Genomic DNA, 15,490 nt, shown 5'->3' with positions numbered 1-15,490 from the left:
CTTTTTTCATATTGAATAGGTAAGAGAAAGTGATTCATCAATTGGAACGTGCTTCCCCCTAACTCGAATTTCCGGATTAGAATATTCCTTCAGGTACCTTTCCTTCCCAGCAATCCGGTGCGTGCAGCCCCAGCACATGACCGATGACGGCGGCCGTGTCCATGATGCTGATCGGTGCATCGAGAAGGCCGGGTTTAATGCCCGGACCTGTAATCCCCCAGGTGATGGTCATATCCATCGGGTGATCACTGCCGTGGTCATTAGGATGAGCGCCTCCGCCGCCGTGATCCGTGACCGTGATGATCCAGGTGTCTTCCAGCAGCTGCTGATCATCCAGTGCCTTGACAATCATGTCTACGTACTTATCCGTAACGGCAATCTGCTCCAGCTGCTTATCGGTACCGAATCCGTACTTGTGGCCCGCACCGTCGGGGTGATCCAACTGAATGAACATCAGTTTGAAATTGGGCTTCTGATGAATATAATCGACGATGGCTTCCGTCAGCTCGGGGTCCGGTTTGGATTCCATATGAACGTTGATCGTATTCTCAATGATTCCTGTATTGATCGGTTCCCAGCAGCTGAATGCAGACAGAGGAGCATCCGGCCATTGCTGGCGGGCCAGCTTGAATAGTGAAGCATAGGGGAAACTCTCCGGAATTTGCTGGTGAATTGCCCGGTCATTATCAAGACCATGTTGGTCCGGTCCTACGCCATATAACAGCGAGCCCCAACACTCAGCACTGATGCTGGGAAATACGGTCTGAGCATCGTACGAGTATGCTCCTGCTTGCAGCAGGGCGTGAAGATGCGGTGCGTCCGCTTCTTGAACGAACCTGCCTGCTCCATCAATTCCAAGAATAACGACACGTTTAGCCATCGATAAACTCCTCCTCGGTAAGAACAATTTGATCTTTAAGCATTGAAGTTGAATAAGACATTATGCAAAATGTGTAAAGGATTGCTAACTTGCGATGACGATTGCTACCCCCATAAGGCAATGGTCACGATACCTAGCGTGATGAGCACGGACGTAATGATTCGCCGCCAGCCTTGCTGCTCACGCAGAACGATGATGCCGAGTATGGTGCCAAATACCGTGCTCATTTCACGGACCGGCGCGATGTGTGCAAGCGGGGTGAGCCGCATGGCGAACAGGAACAGCAGGTAAGATCCCGGTGCCAGGATGGAGCCCAGCAGGATCGTGCGCCAGTTCACCGACCATTCCTGTTTTAGCCCTCTTGACAGCATCACGGGAACGATCAGAGCGATGAAATAACTGATATTGGATAACTGGATTAGCGCGATAGGGGAGACCCCCGCATCCAGAACGGCCTTGTCGGTCAGGGTATACCCTGAAATGCAAAGCCCGACCAGGCAAGCATAGCTTAAGGCTTTGGGGTTCAGGCTGGAAGGGCCTTTGAATCTCAAACCCGATAAAGCAAACAGCGAAAAGATGATGATACTCAGGCCCATATAACCCGCTGCGCTTAGATGCTCATGGAACAACACGAGGCTGCACAGCGAAGTCAGCATAGCGCCAAGCCCTCGCATAAACGGGTATACCTGGGACATATCGCCATGAGTATAGGCTTTGGAGAGCAGCGTGATATAGAAGCCTTGAATGGTCATGGACAGAAGCATAAGTCCGTAAATGTGCGGTTCCAGCTTCAGCCCTGACATCTCCATGAGAAAAGAAGGCATCAGGAGGATTAAGGTGACAGAATGGATGCACCACAGAAACACCGATTTATGAATGCTTCGCTTCGTGAACAGATTCCAAAGGGCATGGGTTAAACCGGAAGACAGCACCAGCAGCAGTGATAGCAGTTCCATCAGAAATGTCCGATAAGGACTTCAATGCTGCGAGCGGACAGGTTATCCACCCATTCCTGTGAACAGCCTGGATCCGTGATAACCATGGAGATGTCCTCCAGTTTGGCGAGCTTCGAGAACGTGGTTACCCCGAGTTTCGTATGATCGGCAAGGACGATGCCTTCCTCGGAACGCTCCAGCATTTTTCGTGATATGTAGGCTTCATCCAGATCATAATCGGTAATGCCATCGGTTAATGAGATGCCGCCGGCCGAGATAAACGCTTTATTGACCTTGAACTGTTCCAGCAGCATTTCGGTCAGAGGACCTGTTGCCGCCTGTTTAGTCCGGTCCATATCCCCGCCGATATAAATAATCTTTCCCTGGAAAATCTCCATCGCCAGATTCAGGACTGGCAGCGAGTGGGTGATGACCGTGACATCAGACCGGTCCTTAAGATAACGCATGACTTCAATCGTGGTTGTTCCGTTATCGAGCAGAACGGTCTCCCCTTCCTTAATTAGGGAAGCTGCGAGTCTACCAATCGCGGCCTTTTCCTCTGCGCATGTTTGGGAACGACTCGTGAAGGAAGGCTCAATATGCCCGGAACGGGATTTGACGGCGCCGCCGTAAACTTTGCGCAGCTGGCCTTCCTTCTCTAACCGATCCAAATCCCTTCGGATCGTTTCTGCGGATACCTCCAGCTGCTCCGCAAGGGCGTGGACTTTCACCTTGCCCTCAAGCTCCAATTGATTTAAGATCTTCCCCCTGCGTTCCTCATAGGTTACAGACATAAATTCATTCACCTCAATATTGTATGTGACTGATGTTGACCGAAGATGTGGATTCGATCTTATATTAGGCTGGTAAAACGAGATTGTCAACGAAAAATCATTGACTTTTCGTCGTTACCTCCACTAAAATACACATAAAACCACAAGAATTCATTAAAAAACCACATGTCCATGTAAAGGAGACGGTTATGTTGAAGCCAACTCTTCGATTCGGAGACGATCATACCTTCAAGATTGTGCAGTTCACAGATATTCATTGGAAGAATGGGGAACCTGAGGATCAGATGAGCCGGCGCTGTATGGAAACGGTACTGGACCTGGAGCAGCCGGATCTGGTGGTATTTACGGGCGATCTCATTTATTCCGGAGAAGCCGATCCCGGCTGGAAAAAGTGCCAGGATCCGGTGCAGGCCTTCAAGGATGTTGTCAAGACGGTGGAGTCACGCGGAATCCGCTGGGCTTTCGTATTCGGGAATCATGATACGGAGGGGGATGTCACGCGTGAAGAACTTATGAATGCAGCTCTGCAGCACACCTACAACTGTGCAGAGCATGGCTCGCCAGAAGTTCACGGCGTTGGTAATTATACGATTCCGTTGTACGACAGTCATGGGAAAGACACGGCGGCCGTTCTGTATTTCTTCGATTCAGGGAGAGAGTCTGAACATCCTGCTGTTCCGGGGTACGATTGGATTCGGCGCGATCAGATCCGCTGGTATGAGATGGCGTCCTTGGCTTACAGCGCCAAGCATCAAGGAAATCCGCTGCCCGCATTGGCTTTTTTCCATATCCCTCTACCGGAGTATCATGAAGTCTGGGAGCGGAAAACGTGCTACGGGAGCAAGTTCGAGAGAGTGTGCTGTCCCGAAGTGAATACCGGTCTGTTCGCGGCCATGCTGGAGCGGGGCGATGTGATGGGCACGTTTGCCGGACATGATCATATCAATGATTACTGGGGGGAATTGCACGGCATCCGTCTCTGTTACGGCAGAGCTACCGGTTATGGTACATATGGCCGGGAAGGCATGCTCCGTGGTGCGAGGGTTATTTGCCTGCATGAAGGACAGCGGCAGTTCGACACTTGGATTACGCTGAGCGACGGCTCGCAAATACGGGAGCAGGAGAAGCATGAACCCGGGGCGCCCCTCTAATACGACAATAGAGGTTGTTCAAAAAAGCATAAGCTTCGGTGCTGAAAATCGACCTTTTTGAACACACACCAATAGTAAAAACACACCTCTTATGAAATGTACGGAAATAATCCGGGTGGTTTCATGGGAGGTGTGTTTGGTTTGTGTTAAAGGTATTTATTGGATATGTCAATCCTATTTACGTACAAGAAGCGTGAATTGCCTATAACTCCCCTTGTGTTCGCTTCGGAATTTTGGGACAATAAGGAGTGGACTATGAATAGAAAGAGGACCAATCAATGAACAAACCATCCATTTATGGATTAACATTAGATCAGTTGACAGCTTGGCTTGGCGAGCGTGGACATAAAAAGTTTCGGGCAACACAGGTATGGGAGTGGCTGTATCGGAAGCGGGTCACCGCTTTTTCCGATATGACGGATGTGCATCCGGAGTGCTTGCAACTGCTTGCGGAGCATTATACGATTCTGACCTTGGAGGAGCATACCAAGCAGGAATCTCTGGACGGAACGGTTAAGTTCCTGTTCAAGCTGGTGGACGGCAACCTGATTGAGACTGTATTGATGCGGCATAAATTCGGTTTATCGGTCTGTGTAACCACCCAGGTCGGCTGCAACATCGGCTGCAGCTTCTGCGCCAGCGGTCTGCTGAAGAAAAGCCGAGATTTATCCGCAGCGGAAATTGTGGAACAGGTCATGCAGGTTCAGCTTCACTTGGATCAAAAAGGCAAAAGCGAGCGGGTCAGCCACCTCGTAGTGATGGGGATCGGGGAGCCGTTTGATAATTATGAGAACATGTCGGATTTCATTCGCGTGATCAAGGAACATAAGGGGCTTGCCATCGGTCCCCGTCATATTACGGTATCGACCAGCGGACTGGCTAACAAAATCATCGAGTTCGCGGACAGCGATCTGGGCGTAAATCTGGCCATCTCCCTGCATGCGCCGAATGACGAGATCCGGACCCTCATTATGAAGATTAACAAGGCGATTCCGATCGAGAAGCTGATGGCAGCGATTGATTATTATCTGGAAAAAACGAATCGTCGCATCACGCTGGAGTACATTCTGTTGAAGGATGTAAACGATCAGCCTGAGCATGCGCTCGAGCTGGCAGAGCTTGTTGGCAAGCGACGCAATCTGGCGAATGTGAACCTCATTCCGTACAACCCAGTAGATGAGCACAGCCAGTATCAGCGCAGCACGAAAGAATCGATCACCTCTTTTTATGATACCTTAAAAAAACAAGGCATTAGCTGCAGCGTTCGCCTGGAGCATGGAACCGACATCGATGCGGCCTGCGGGCAGCTGCGAAGCAAGCAGATTAAGAAAGCGCAGTAACAAGAATAACGTGCAATCTCAGGTGGATTTTTCCGCCATATGGATTGGCCAGTTGAAAGGGCGTACCCACTCATATGGGTATGCTCTTCTTAATAAGGTGTCCGAAGTGCTTTATATTACAATCGAATCGAGAGGAATGAACTTAAACATGCTGGAGACACATCCAACCGTCAAAAAGCTGCAATTCAAAGACCTCGGCCAGCCGGTTCTGATGCTAAACGCGCCGCAGGCCTATCATGAGGTCATCAACTCCCTGCAAGGGGATGTTCATACCGAGCCTAGACAAGTGCCTTACGATTTTGTGCAAGCATTCGGGACAAGCAATGACGAATTGCAGCGGTTTGCCAAGATCGCAGCCAGCTCCGTGACTGACAACGGCCTGCTGTGGCTGTGTTATCCCAAGAAATCATCCAAGACCTACAAGAACTCCGATTGCAGCCGGGAGAGCATTACGGGCATTCTTGCTGACGAAGGCTATGAGCCCGTTCGGCAAATCGCTATCGATGAGGATTGGTCGGCCATGCGCTACCGTAAAGTGGAGTTGATCAAGTCCATGACCAGATCGTTTGCAGCAACCGCGAAGGGGAAAGAACGGACGGGTCAAGAGGACGATAAATGAAGGTCGGCTTGCATACGGTAGCTCGGGTATATTGATATTGGCTGCCCGGCCCAAAAATGCGCTGTTGTGTATAATGAATAGAGTGATAGAAAGGATGGGAATATGCTGACAATCAAAGAATACAGCGTTGAATTGGTGAAGGATCCCTTTGGAATCCTGACAGGCAAACGCTTTGAGTTTGTATGTGATTTGGACGTGCCGGAGGACGATGAGCTTTATTCGGAGCATGGCGTCTATTTGAGAGTGATTTACCTGGATGATGAGGAGCGTTCGCGCATTGTAAAGTACGACTTCTATGAGCGGACAACGGACCAGTATCTGGACTTCGATATGGAGCCCGAGGAAGAGGAAGAACTCATGACTTTTTGCAAAGAGCATTTGCAGGAAGCGTAAATAGAGCCGGAAGATGAGAAACAAGCACTTGCGGGTTGACTTGGTCATGCTGTGCTGAATCATTACGGATTGCAGCTTCTTCCATGGAAAGTGGAAATATTGCCGTAACAGGTCTTGCAGACTATTGATGGTTTTGGTAAAGTTAAACACAACTTATGATGAACGGAGGGTTACGTATGTTGGATTATTCCCGATTGAGATCTTTTCGCGGCTAATGAAATAGCGCTAAAGAGACCTGCACAGATGCAGGGTAATCGGGATGGGTCCGTCTTTTTTACGTAACCCATTTTTATGATATGTCTATAGAAATACACGTCTATTCATTTGTGGGATAACGGTGTTTTCACCTTCCTGTTTTATTTGGATGTGTATTTAGATTAGGCATTCCAGGAACGGTGGACAGCTATAGAACCCGTTCCGGTTACCCAGCACAGGCAGCTCGATGCCTGTGCTTTTTTTGTTGTTATGACGGCGATGATGCAATGAAATATGGAAGGGGATTGATTCCTTATGACAATAGCAAAACACAATGATGAGTATACACAAGTTATACAAGAGATGCTGGAGATTACCGGAAAACACGGGGTGAATTTGAATCCGGAGGGAATTGAAATGAATGAATCCGGCATGGATTTCCTTGTTGGATTCGCAGAGGAAGCAGGGACCGGAGCACGGTGGATTCTGCGTAAACCGAGACGATCGGATGTGCTGGAAAGGGCTGATAACGAAGCCCGGGTCCTGAAGCTGATCCCATCCTATCTTCCGGTTGATGTACCAGATTGGCGGATTTATACGCCGGAGCTCATCGCCTACCCGCTGCTTAGTGGGGAGCCTGCCGCTTCCGTCAGCTCCGAAGGCTATGCATGGAATATGGATCATGAGAATCCGGGTGACGGATTTGTCCGCTCATTGGCTGAGACGCTGGTTTCCTTGCATGGCATCGATCATGATGCGGCGCGAGCAGCAGGTCTGCGGGTGAAGAGTCCCCAAGAGGTTCGTGAAGAGACGGCGCGAAATATGGAAGACATCAAGAGCAGTCTGGGCGTCTCCGATACGCTGTGGGAAAGATGGCAGAACTGGCTGGAAGAGGATTCCTATTGGCCAACGCATTCTGCCCTCATCCATGGCGATCTTCATCCCCCGCATATCCTGATTGATGAGCGCGTGCAGGTTACCGGGCTCTTGGATTGGACGGAGTCGGAGGTGGCAAGTCCCGCCAAAGACTTCGTGTTATACTACGCCATTTATGGCGAGCATAATCTCCGCGTCCTGTTGGACCGGTATGAACAAGCTGGAGGGAGGGTGTGGCCGCGCATGTTTGATCATATTGTCGAGCAGCATGCCGCCTATCCCGTGCTGATTGCCCAGTTCGCTCTCCTGACAGGTCAGGAGGAGTATATGACGATGGCGCGGAATGCCCTAGGATTGACGGAGGAGGCTTCCTCGACGAACTAGGAGAGTGGCTGCAAAGGGATTTTATGCTGTTTGGTGAGACTGCAAACCCACTGGATACAGCTCTCTAGAAAACTACAAGCCAACCGATGCATACATTCGGTTGGCTCTTTGCATGATATAAATTAACAGAATTCAACATTATTTTGGATGAGCTGTAGGACATATAATGAAATCATGGTGAAATAAGAAGTAAGGTTAACAGATTTTTACTACATTCGTAACGCAATTTACATACCTGTAAACCTCTTGGAAGAGTAAATATGTTATCCTAGACATACTAAACTTACATACATCATTCATTTAGGGAGGGGATTGACCGTGAATATTGAGGTACGTTTATGCCCGAAGGAACAGTCATTTATTCTGCATAACATCTATCCACTGTACTTGCATGACATTGCTGAGATATGGGGGGTCCGTCCTAACCGGTTCGGTGTATTTGAAAAAGAGGATGTGCCGACCTTAAGCGAACAGAGCAAGCAGCTCGATATGTGGTGGGAGCAGCCATCGGTTCTTTTTCCTTATCTGATCTCTGTAGATGGTATCGCGGCAGGGTTGGCCCTGGTGGCGACCACCCCGTACATTCCATCGCCGAATATTCAGTACTACTTGAATGATTTTTTTGTGCTTCGGACTTTTCGAAGACAAGGTGTAGCCCAACGAGCGGCTGAGCTTGTGTTCGATCAGTTCCAAGGTGCATGGGAGCTGCAAACGAATCCGACCGAGCGCAATATGAGTACCCAGATTTTTTGGCGCAAGACGTTGAACACGTACACGGGCGGAAGATATACGGAGCATGAAGGCGTCCATCCGGAAAAAGGGGATATGCTGGTCTTCCGTTTTAATAACAAATAAGCATTTCTTCATATGTGGAATCGGGCTTGACAGCTGGATGCTGCTGGGAGTAAACTGAGTTAAATTTTTCGAAAATGCTAGGATGAGGACGCCAGGGTCGCAAGTGGAAGCTGAATCAGAGAACTGCTGGGTGGTGCGAAGCAGTCAGCGGCGATGTATGGCCATCACCTCGGAGCAGATCCGCCGATCGTTTATAACTTGAGGCGTGTCCGGTATTCCCTGCCGTTACCATGGGGCATCATTGATGGATGATGACGAGAGTGCGTACCGGCTTGACCGGTGCGAATCAGGGTGGTAACGCGGAGACAAGGCTCCGTCCCTACAAGGGACGGGGCTTTTTTGTGTTCATTTAGACCATGGAAAAGAGAGGAGTGTACGTATGCTTGCGAAATTGATGCCTCAGGACGAGGTGCTGTACCAGGAAGATTTTATTCAGGATGAGGTGTCATACAATCTGATTCATCTCCTTGCTGGGTCACCGCAGAACATGGGGCTGAAATCGCCGGATGGACGGATGATCTTTGCGCAGTCTCCCCGGGGAAACGCGTGGTTATGGATTTCCCAGGAGGTTTCCGGGGATAAGCGGCAGCACCTGCTCCAAGAGCTAGTAAGCGAGCTTGAAGCGGTGACCCTGCCTGGGGTGACCGGGGAGCCGGGTGTGGCAGAGCAGTTTGCACGTTGTTATGCAGAGGAGCGTCAAGGGACCTACCGTCATCATATGACGATGGAGTCTTACCATGCCCCCGCTGTGGAGCCTCCTCATTTTGTCGAGGGCGCGATCAGGCAGGCCGCTGAAGAAGATACGCAGCAGGTGGCCCGGTTTCTGGTTGGATTTTCGGAGGATGCTTATGGGGTCCGCGCGAATGCGGCAAGCCAAGTCGAGACAGCGCAGCGACTCATTCAGCAGGGCGGGTTGTATTTATGGATAGCTGGCGACAAAGCGGTCTCGATGGCTAATCTTGCACACCGTTCGCCAAGGCACGGTCGCATAAACGCAGTATACACGCCGAGGGCTGAACGGAAAAAAGGGTATGCCAGCGCCCTGGTTGCAGACCTTGGACTTCGTCTGCTGCAGGACGGTTTGGTACCCATGCTGTATGCCGATCAGGTCAACCCGGACTCCAATCGATTGTACCAAAATATCGGGTTTCTCCGGTGCGGAACGATTCGCGACTTCAAGTTTGTTAACAATGAATAGTGAATCCATAAAGTGGCACGGCTTGGACAAAGCCGGGGAAGACGAGGGGCATCAACAAATGTTATTCTATAAAGGTAGCTAAGAAATGCCGGGCCCGATTGGATAGTACATGATCCCTCAGCCAGACAATGCCCACGTCGGACTGGAAATCAGCGCTCGTAATGGACAGTGTCCGGATGTTGGGAATCGCAAATGAGGACATCACCGACTCGGGTAAAATGGTGGCACCGATGCCTTCAGCTACCAGAGCAACGATAATGGCAACGCTGGAGCATTCGCAAATGACATGCGGTTCAAGTTCGCCGCGCTTAAATTCTTGGATGACCCGCTCATGCATCCCGATCGTCTGATCGGTTTTTAAGGATAAGAACGGATATTCCGCCAGCTCGCGCATCGAGATTTCCGAATGGGAGGATACACTTTCCCAGCTGCTTGGAAGGACCGCGACGAACGGGTCGGAGGGCAGAGGCCGAACGGCATAACGCTCAGGCCCGAAGCTGGATTCGAAAGGGAGCCGGGTCACTGCCAGCTCAATATTACGCTTGTCGAGTTGATCCGCCAGCAGGGAGTGATCGCCTTCCCGAATCTTGAAGGTGACCTCGGGATATTGCTGCCGGAAGATCTGGATGCGCTGGGGCAAGAGCGAAATACAGGAGACGACGGCGCCGATGGAGAGCATGCCGCGGATTCCAGCGTGGATCTCCTTCACCTCGGTTAGCGTTTCATTGAACTGGTTCAGCAGGGATGCGGCTCGGTTCTGCAGCAGCTCGCCTGCGTGTGTGAGCTGAAGCTGCTTGCCGCTGCGTTCAAACAGCAGAACGCCGAGCTCTTCCTCCATCAGTTTCAGCTGACGGCTTAATGGAGGCTGCTCCATATTGAGCTGTTTTGCTGCACGCGTGATCTGTCCTTCCTGCGCAATCGTCAGGAAATATCGTAGCTGTCGAATGTCCATCTTCATACCCCCTCTCCATACCTTTAAGGTATGGTATCCCTATAAATCAGATATTTTTAATATAGGGTATCGATTGATATGATTCAACTAATAACGTTTACAAAATAAGGAGATGTGTGCACATGACTTACGCGATACCCGTGGAGTTAACGACCACCCCGAAGACAAAGCCGAGCCACTACAAACAGGCTTTCGGCACGGTATTTACGGACCACATGTTTATTCTCGATTATGATGCTAGTCAAGGCTGGCACGATCCGCGCGTCGTTCCGTATCAGCCGATCGAACTGGACCCTGCCGCCAAGGTATTTCACTACGGGCAGACCGTATTTGAAGGCCTGAAGGCTTACTTGACGGAAGATGAGCGGATTCTCATGTTCCGCCCGAGCAAAAATATTCAGCGGCTGAACCTGTCCAATCAGCGCCTGAGCATTCCGGCATTGGACGAGGAACTTGTTATGGAAGCGCTCAAGCAGCTGGTGCTCGTGGACCGCGACTGGATTCCTTCAGAGCCGGGCACATCGCTCTATATCCGTCCGTTTGTGATCGCAACCGAGCCCGTGCTTGGCGTAGCGCCATCACTGCAATACAAGTTCATGATTATCCTGTCGGTGGTCGGTTCGTATTATGCAGAAGGCATCAATCCGGTCAGCATTTATGTGGAGCCGAAATACGTGCGTGCCGTAGCCGGCGGCGTGGGCAATGCCAAGACGGCTGGCAACTACGCGGCAGGTTTGAAGGCGCAGGATGAAGCAACGCTTAAGGGATACTCGCAGGTGCTGTGGCTTGATGGCGTACATCGCAAATATATCGAGGAAGTCGGCAGCATGAACGTGTTCTTCAAGCTGGGCGATACGGTCGTAACCCCGGCGCTGAATGGCAGCATCCTGGATGGCGTTACCCGGAACTCGGTTATCCAACTGCTTCAGCATTGGAATATCCCGGTAGAAGAACGGGCCATCTCCATTGATGAAATCGTGGAGGCCCACCGCAGCGGCTTGTTGACCGAAGCTTTTGGTACCGGTACGGCAGCGGTAATTTCACCGATTGGATCCCTGGAATGGCAGGATGAGCAATTGAAGATTGGTGAGGGAGCAACGGGCGAACTCTCTAAACGCGTATATGATGCCATCACAGGCATCCAGCTCGGAACGGTTGAGGATCCGTTCGGCTGGACGGTTGAGCTTACGTTATCTTAATGAACCTATAAGGACCCTGCCGCAGGCATACTGAGGCAGGGTCCTTTTTTTGTTCATCACAGCTCTCTCTGTGATCCAACTCTTAATTGGCCTTCGGGCTCTTCGTTATATGCGGTTTGTCTTCTGAGAAGATACGTCGATAAACGTTTTTCTTATGTTAAGCGCCATGTTACGATGAGGGTAAATTGTTGACACGTTGACGTACGAAGGCATGGAGGTGCTTTTTTAGTGAATCGTCCGCAGAGTGTCGTTCCTGATGCTATTGATTTTACGAACGCTGCTTTTCCTTTTACAGCGTCGACCACGCACGGCATATTTGCCGGAGCCCAGCGCCTGCATTGGCATCATGCTTTGGAGCTCAACTATATTCAGAGCGGGACCGGATTTATTCTGATCAACGGGATGAAGCTCCAGTTTCAGCAGGGGGATATCATTTTCATCAACAGCAATGATCTTCACCGGGCGTATGAGACCGAGAATCTGGTGATGGATGTCATTATGTTCGAGCCTTCGCTATTATCCATTGACCTCAAGTTCGATCCGGATCTGATGGCTCCCTTCCGTTCGCTTGGAAACATGGAGAGGCAGTCCCCCGTACACGATGAATTGGCTCACCTGCTGGGGCGCATGATGGAAGAGTATCAATCCCGAGGTACCGCTTATATGAGCCTGATCCGTTCGGATCTCATTCGTTTCCTGAGTTTGGCGAACCGCCATCTGTCGACTCCGATTCAAGCGAACAGGCCGATCAAGGGTAGGGGAATGCATGCGTTAAAAGAAGTCCTGCGTACGATGGAGCTTGATCTGGACTACAGCTGGACGCTGCAGGAGCTGTCGGATTTAACGCATCTGAGCCCTTCCCGGTTCAGCGCTCTGTTCCAGCAGGCGGTCGGCACTTCACCGCACCATTATCTGATTCAGCTGCGCTTGACGCATGCCGTGCACTTGCTAGAGACGACGGACCAGAAGATTATCGAGATTGCGGAATCCTGCGGGTTTCGGAATCTGTCTAATTTCAATCGTCTGTTCAAGCAGCATGTCGGTGCATCGCCAAGCGAAATTCGGGAGCGTGCTTATGCAGGCAGTCCCGTGATCCCTTCCACTACAAAAACCAAGAAACAGTAAGATAGTATCACTCCTTGATCGTATAACAGTAGATGGATGTCAGTGGAAGCGGTATCTTAAATATATACCACCACATGACGCCGCTGTATGGCGGGTAGGAGTGAAGTGCATGAGTTTGTATCTGGGTGTAGATGCCGGCGGTAGTAAGACACACGCCGTGATCTGCGATGAGCAAGGGAACATTCTTGGCAAGGGAGCGTCTGGGAACGGCAATCACCAGATTCACCGTGAACATGCGGCCCGTAACATTGAGGAAGCCTGTAATGCGGCTCTTCAAGAGGCTGGAGTTGCCAAAGAAAATATCAGTTATGCTTATTTTGGCTTGGCCGGAGCAGATCGGGAAGCCGATTACGAGATCCTGCGTCCGATGATCGGGGCTCTCGGTTATTCCAAGCATGATATCGCATGCGATACCATTATCGGGATGAGGGCTGGAACCAGCCGTTCGTATGGCGCCGCACTGATCTGCGGTACAGGCTTCAACAGCGCAGCCCGCAACCGTGCGGGAGAAGAGCTGCAGTATGGCGGATTCGGCTTCTTGTATGGAGATGGATACGCGGGCGGTTTCGGATTTGCCACGCTGGCTTTCCGGGCAGTCATTCGGGCCTGGGATGAGCGGGGCCCGGCAACCTTATTGACATCGCTCGTACTGGAGCAGATGGGATACACGTCCGTAGAACCGATGTATGAGGATGTCCTCTACGGTAAGACAAAGGTTCCGCCAAGCCTGGTGAAGACGCTGTTCCAGGCAGCTGAAGCAGGTGACGAGGTGGCAACCCGAATTCTTGAGAATGAAGGCGAAGAGCTGGCTAATGCGGTATGTACGCTGATCCGGCGGCTGGACATGACGGATGAAGCATTTGACATTGTTTATATCGGCAGTGTGCTGAACAGGCCGAATAGCTCGATCCTGACGGATGCGATCGAACGGATTGTTGCGGTCCGGGCACCACATGCGAGCTGTGTAAGACTGACTTCCGATCCGGTTTCCGGCGCGCTTCTCTGCGCGATGGATGCCGATGGCCATGCCATTGATGCACAGGCGGAGGCCAAACTAAAAGCATTTACGTTTGAGCAGGTAACCACAGCCTGATCAGTTTATCGTTTTAAATAGAACCTGATAAATACGGATTGATATCATACCTTGGAGGCGATTAATGTGGCAGCAGGATTGAAGATAGCGGTCATCGGGGGAGGTTCCTCCTATACCCCGGAAATTGTTGAAGGTTTCATTCGCAATTATGAGCAAATGCCGATTCGCGAATTATGGTTCGTTGATATTGAAGAGGGCAAGCATAAGCTGGAGATTGTAGGCAATCTAGCGAAACGCATGGTGAAAGAATCGGGCCTGCCGATAGAGGTTCACCTGACACTGGATCGCAGACAAGCGATTGCAGGTGCCGATTTTGTGACGACCCAGATGCGTGTCGGCTTGCTTGCGGCACGTAAACAGGATGAGCATATTCCGATTATGCACGGCGTCATTGGGCAGGAGACGACGGGCCCGGGCGGCATGCTGAAGGCGCTGCGCACGGTTCCGGTGATTCTGGACATTTGCCGTGATATCGAGGAACTGGCACCGAATGCATGGATGCTGAACTTCACGAATCCGGCGGGCATTGTTACCGAGGCGGTTGCAAAGCATAGTAAGGTGAAATCCGTTGGTCTGTGCAACTCGCCAATTAACTTTCAGAAGTTCCTTGCGGCCGAGTACGGCGTGTCGGAGAAGGACGTTCTGGCCGAGTTTGTCGGGATCAACCATCTTCACTGGGTGACGTCGGCGATCGTCAACGGGGAAGAGAAGATGCCGGAGCTGCTGGACGGCGGCAAATCGTATACGGCGAAGAACGTGCCGACCTTCGGATGGGATGCAGACTTTATCCGTTCGCTTGGAGCGATTCCGACATATTATCTTAAATATTTCTACATGACCGATACCATGTTCGCGGATATGAAGGCATCGCTGGAGAAGGACGGAACCCGAGCGGATGTTGTCAGCCGGGTAGAGCAGGAGCTGTTTGAGCTCTACAAGGATGAGAATTTGGCCGTGAAACCGAAGCAGTTGGAGCAGCGGGGCGGCGCTTATTACTCCGAAGCGGCAGTCAACCTGATGACGTCCATCTACAATGACCGCCATGATATCCAGACATTGAATGTCGCAAACGGCAATATCTATGACTTCCTGCCTGCGGATGCCAGCATCGAGATCAACTGCGTGGTAACAGGCCAAGGGCCGATTCCACTTACACCGCAAAACGTTCCTTCCCATGTTAAAGGACTGATGCATGCGGTGAAAGTGTATGAACAATTGACGATTGAAGCGGCCATTACCGGTGATCGCGGAATTGCGCTGCAAGCGCTGGTTCACCATCCGCTGGTGCCTTCCGTAAGTGTAGCGAAGCAGCTGCTGGGTGAAATGCTGGAGGCGAACAAAAAGTACTTGCCTGCTTTTTTTAAGCCGGAGACCGTGCAGTAAACCGAAATGAATCTCAAACGTGAGGTTATGATATAGAGCCATGCAAGCCCCTCTTCGTATTGAAGAGGGGCTTTATGGTAGGAGTTGCCGAAATCATGAACTGATATAAATTTTCGGA

At 50.9% G+C, this 15,490-nt stretch carries 15 protein-coding genes; 11 read left to right on the top strand and 4 right to left on the bottom strand.

The annotated features are described in order from the left end of the window. Positions 1-76 precede the first annotated feature (76 nt). From MKY48_RS32215 to MKY48_RS32205, 3 genes are all read right to left on the bottom strand, one after another. On the bottom strand, positions 77-880 hold the full coding sequence (locus MKY48_RS32215) for an alkaline phosphatase family protein (protein WP_339268778.1): 804 nt from the start codon (positions 878-880) through the stop codon (positions 77-79). 104 nt (positions 881-984) lie between these two features. Continuing rightward, complete coding sequence (locus MKY48_RS32210) at positions 985-1,836, bottom strand: DMT family transporter (protein WP_076323788.1); 852 nt, start codon at positions 1,834-1,836, stop codon at positions 985-987. Continuing rightward, positions 1,836-2,609 (bottom strand): DeoR/GlpR family DNA-binding transcription regulator, encoded by a 774-nt coding sequence (locus tag MKY48_RS32205; protein WP_339268776.1) that lies wholly within the window; start codon positions 2,607-2,609, stop codon positions 1,836-1,838. The genes MKY48_RS32210 and MKY48_RS32205 overlap by 1 nt, the downstream gene beginning before the upstream one ends. 191 nt (positions 2,610-2,800) lie before the next feature. Here MKY48_RS32205 and MKY48_RS32200 point away from each other — a divergent pair, with 191 nt between their 5' ends. From MKY48_RS32200 to MKY48_RS32170, 7 genes are all read left to right on the top strand, one after another. Beyond that, positions 2,801-3,760: a metallophosphoesterase family protein gene (locus MKY48_RS32200; protein WP_339273733.1), complete on the top strand. Its 960-nt coding sequence runs from the start codon at positions 2,801-2,803 to the stop codon at positions 3,758-3,760. Between the two features lie 278 nt (positions 3,761-4,038). Continuing rightward, positions 4,039-5,100: a 23S rRNA (adenine(2503)-C(2))-methyltransferase RlmN gene (rlmN, locus tag MKY48_RS32195; protein ID WP_339291964.1), complete on the top strand. Its 1,062-nt coding sequence runs from the start codon at positions 4,039-4,041 to the stop codon at positions 5,098-5,100. 148 nt (positions 5,101-5,248) lie between these two features. Continuing rightward, a complete protein-coding gene (locus MKY48_RS32190; RefSeq protein WP_339291963.1) occupies positions 5,249-5,719 on the top strand; it encodes a DUF3052 domain-containing protein in 471 nt (156 codons plus the stop codon). A 102-nt stretch (positions 5,720-5,821) separates the two neighbouring features. After that, entirely contained in the window at positions 5,822-6,112 is a 291-nt protein-coding gene (locus MKY48_RS32185; protein ID WP_100541128.1) for a DUF6509 family protein, read from the top strand. A gap of 510 nt (positions 6,113-6,622) precedes the next feature. Continuing rightward, positions 6,623-7,567, top strand: coding sequence for a macrolide 2'-phosphotransferase MphI (mphI, locus tag MKY48_RS32180; protein ID WP_339291962.1), 945 nt, complete (start codon positions 6,623-6,625; stop codon positions 7,565-7,567). A 318-nt stretch (positions 7,568-7,885) separates the two neighbouring features. Further along, a complete protein-coding gene (locus MKY48_RS32175) occupies positions 7,886-8,422 on the top strand; it encodes a GNAT family N-acetyltransferase (protein ID WP_076323796.1) in 537 nt (178 codons plus the stop codon). 379 nt (positions 8,423-8,801) lie between these two features. Then, positions 8,802-9,620: a GNAT family N-acetyltransferase gene (locus MKY48_RS32170; protein ID WP_339291961.1), complete on the top strand. Its 819-nt coding sequence runs from the start codon at positions 8,802-8,804 to the stop codon at positions 9,618-9,620. Between the two features lie 61 nt (positions 9,621-9,681). On the opposite strand, the gene MKY48_RS32165 is transcribed toward MKY48_RS32170, so the two are convergent. Then, positions 9,682-10,572 carry a LysR family transcriptional regulator gene (locus tag MKY48_RS32165; protein ID WP_076323798.1) on the bottom strand — a complete coding sequence of 297 codons (891 nt, stop codon included), beginning with the start codon at positions 10,570-10,572 and terminating at the stop codon, positions 9,682-9,684. A 122-nt stretch (positions 10,573-10,694) separates the two neighbouring features. On the opposite strand from MKY48_RS32165, the gene MKY48_RS32160 reads away from it, so the two are divergent. The 4 genes from MKY48_RS32160 to MKY48_RS32145 all read left to right on the top strand — a co-directional run bounded on the left by MKY48_RS32160 (position 10,695) and on the right by MKY48_RS32145 (position 15,372). Beyond that, positions 10,695-11,771 (top strand): branched-chain amino acid aminotransferase, encoded by a 1,077-nt coding sequence (locus MKY48_RS32160; protein WP_076323799.1) that lies wholly within the window; start codon positions 10,695-10,697, stop codon positions 11,769-11,771. Between the two features lie 228 nt (positions 11,772-11,999). Then, complete coding sequence (locus tag MKY48_RS32155; RefSeq protein WP_339291960.1) at positions 12,000-12,896, top strand: AraC family transcriptional regulator; 897 nt, start codon at positions 12,000-12,002, stop codon at positions 12,894-12,896. Between the two features lie 109 nt (positions 12,897-13,005). Then, positions 13,006-13,989 (top strand): BadF/BadG/BcrA/BcrD ATPase family protein, encoded by a 984-nt coding sequence (locus MKY48_RS32150; protein ID WP_339291959.1) that lies wholly within the window; start codon positions 13,006-13,008, stop codon positions 13,987-13,989. Positions 13,990-14,055: 66 nt separating this feature from the next. Next, positions 14,056-15,372 carry a 6-phospho-beta-glucosidase gene (locus MKY48_RS32145; protein ID WP_213647163.1) on the top strand — a complete coding sequence of 439 codons (1,317 nt, stop codon included), beginning with the start codon at positions 14,056-14,058 and terminating at the stop codon, positions 15,370-15,372. The last annotated feature ends 118 nt before the right edge of the window (positions 15,373-15,490 follow it).

Source organism: Paenibacillus sp. FSL W8-0187, assembly GCF_037969755.1.
Lineage (GTDB): Bacteria > Bacillota > Bacilli > Paenibacillales > Paenibacillaceae > Paenibacillus_AQ.
Note: the sequence above shows the minus strand (reverse complement) of the source record. Positions and strands in the feature narration are given on the sequence as shown.

Bases quoted from the DNA above. Each gene is read 5' to 3' on its own strand.
- MKY48_RS32215 (WP_339268778.1), bottom strand. From the start codon at position 880: ATGGCTAAACGTGTCGTTATTCTTGGAATTGATGGAGCAGGCAGGTTC.
- MKY48_RS32210 (WP_076323788.1), bottom strand. From the start codon at position 1,836: ATGGAACTGCTATCACTGCTGCTGGTGCTGTCTTCCGGTTTAACCCAT.
- MKY48_RS32205 (WP_339268776.1), bottom strand. From the start codon at position 2,609: ATGTCTGTAACCTATGAGGAACGCAGGGGGAAGATCTTAAATCAATTG.
- rlmN (WP_339291964.1), top strand. From the start codon at position 4,039: ATGAACAAACCATCCATTTATGGATTAACATTAGATCAGTTGACAGCT.
- MKY48_RS32190 (WP_339291963.1), top strand. From the start codon at position 5,249: ATGCTGGAGACACATCCAACCGTCAAAAAGCTGCAATTCAAAGACCTC.
- MKY48_RS32185 (WP_100541128.1), top strand. From the start codon at position 5,822: ATGCTGACAATCAAAGAATACAGCGTTGAATTGGTGAAGGATCCCTTT.
- mphI (WP_339291962.1), top strand. From the start codon at position 6,623: ATGACAATAGCAAAACACAATGATGAGTATACACAAGTTATACAAGAG.
- MKY48_RS32170 (WP_339291961.1), top strand. From the start codon at position 8,802: ATGCTTGCGAAATTGATGCCTCAGGACGAGGTGCTGTACCAGGAAGAT.
- MKY48_RS32165 (WP_076323798.1), bottom strand. From the start codon at position 10,572: ATGGACATTCGACAGCTACGATATTTCCTGACGATTGCGCAGGAAGGA.
- MKY48_RS32160 (WP_076323799.1), top strand. From the start codon at position 10,695: ATGACTTACGCGATACCCGTGGAGTTAACGACCACCCCGAAGACAAAG.
- MKY48_RS32150 (WP_339291959.1), top strand. From the start codon at position 13,006: ATGAGTTTGTATCTGGGTGTAGATGCCGGCGGTAGTAAGACACACGCC.